This window comes from Halanaerobium saccharolyticum, assembly GCF_004362045.1.
In the GTDB taxonomy this organism is placed as follows: Bacteria; Bacillota; Halanaerobiia; order Halanaerobiales; family Halanaerobiaceae; genus Halanaerobium; species Halanaerobium saccharolyticum_C.
The window spans coordinates 1-1,811 of the sequence record NZ_SNWX01000070.1 but is presented as its reverse complement, the minus strand read 5'-3'; the positions used below and the strand labels follow the sequence as shown (position 1 = coordinate 1,811).

Sequence of the window (1,811 nt, the reverse complement as noted above, 5' to 3'; positions counted from 1 at the left end):
ATATCATTACCATCTGATTTTTTCGCTGTAATATTATTTTATCTCACTCTACTAGAAGTATTAAACTTCCTGGCGTTCTAACGTTCCTGGGATTTGCGCTCGTGCCTGATTCCGTTAGGAACTGGCGTAAAGCTTGCTTTTTCATATTCGTTATTGGTTAACCTGCAAGCTTTATGACAGAAGTCATGACGCCAATCCCATGTTATGTGCTGTACTAACTTGGCTGCGCTAAAAAGTTTCATTTTTCTTCAACCAGCTAACTACTGATATTTACTTTTAACCAGCAGATAGTTCATGAATTCTGTCCTATATTAAATCTTCACGAAGTGCGTGAAGATCTAACAGTGACTAATATATTTTCTGATATATGTAAATAATTTTGTGGATTATAATCCTACAAGTTCATTATTAAAACAACTGAAAACTTACAATTATTATTTCCTTCATTTGCAGGAGTTAATTCATGTCAGTTAGCGGTGCCCCAACCCTTCTTTTATCTTTTTCCCTTATTTGCTGATATTTAAGTTAGTATTGCACATAACGTTACTGGGATTTTGCGCTCGTGCCTGATTCCGCAGGAACTGGCGTAAAGCTTGCTTTTTCGTATCCGTAATTGGTTAAAATGCAAGCTTTATGACAGAAGGCATGACGCCAATCCCATGTTATACGCTGTAGCACAGCTTTACTTTTTCACTATCCAGAATCGGCATTCAGTTGAAAACTCTTTAATTTCTTTAGTTTCTTTAAATAGATCTTCTCTATAAAAATCTTCTATTAGCTTCCAGCCCGTTTCTTCTAAACATTCTATTATCTCTTCTCGGTTTGGAAAATGTATAAATAAATCTCTATCATCATTATCTGATGGCAGGATTTTATCTCCATATTCATAAGTTCTTTTATCTTGATTACCCGCTTCCCAGATCTTTTCTTCTTTTTCCCAGAACTCTTTAAAGTTCTCGTTATTTTCACGATCATGAGTTGTAAAAATAAAAATACCATTTTCGTTTAAGACTCTTTTTATCTCTTTTAATGCTTTAATTCTATTTTTTCTCTCTGGTATCTGCATCAATCCATTAAATGAAAAGAGTGCTTGCTCAAAAGAATTATCTTCAAATTTTAAGTCAGTTGCATCTCCAACTATAAATTCAATATTAGTCTGTTTTTCTTTATTTATTGTTTTAGCTGCAGATATCATTTCCGGAGTTAAATCTAAACCTATGATATCCTTATATCCCATTTCATAAAGGTTAAATGTTGTTCTTCCTGCTCCACAACCGACATCTAATATTGATTTATTTTTATCAAAATATTTATTGATTACATATTTCTCTGATTCCCATAAGCCAATATTTTCAATCGCATTACTATAGTTTTCTGTAGCTTTTTCAAAAGATTTTTTTACAAAGTTTTTTGTTATTTTCTGCATATTATCCCCCAGTTTCAGTTAGTGTTTATGTAAAAGAAGCTCTTGCTGTGCTATTGCGTATAACGTTACTGGGATTTTGCGCTCGTGCCTGATTCCGCAGGAACTGGCATAAAGCTTACTTTTTCATATCCGTGATTTGTTAGCCTGCAAGCTTTATGACAGAAGGCATGGCGCCAATCCCATGTTATACGACTGTTAAACGACAGCTCTTTTAATTTCTTATTTTTTATTATTTAGTTCTCTTAATAAATATACTCAATAACTCTTAAACATACTCATTAGTGCTTTAATGTTATCTATCAAATTAATCCATTAGAAAATGATAAATATTAATCAAAATAAATTGAAATAAGCTCTTCCTTTTCTTAAAATAATCTGATAAAAT

Annotated in this window: 1 protein-coding gene; it reads right to left on the bottom strand. The window is 32.3% G+C overall.

What is annotated here, in order from left to right:
• Positions 1–682: 682 nt before the first annotated feature.
• A complete protein-coding gene (locus DFR79_RS16000; protein WP_133516452.1) occupies positions 683–1,426 on the bottom strand; it encodes a class I SAM-dependent methyltransferase in 744 nt (247 codons plus the stop codon).
• Positions 1,427–1,811: the final 385 nt, after the last annotated feature.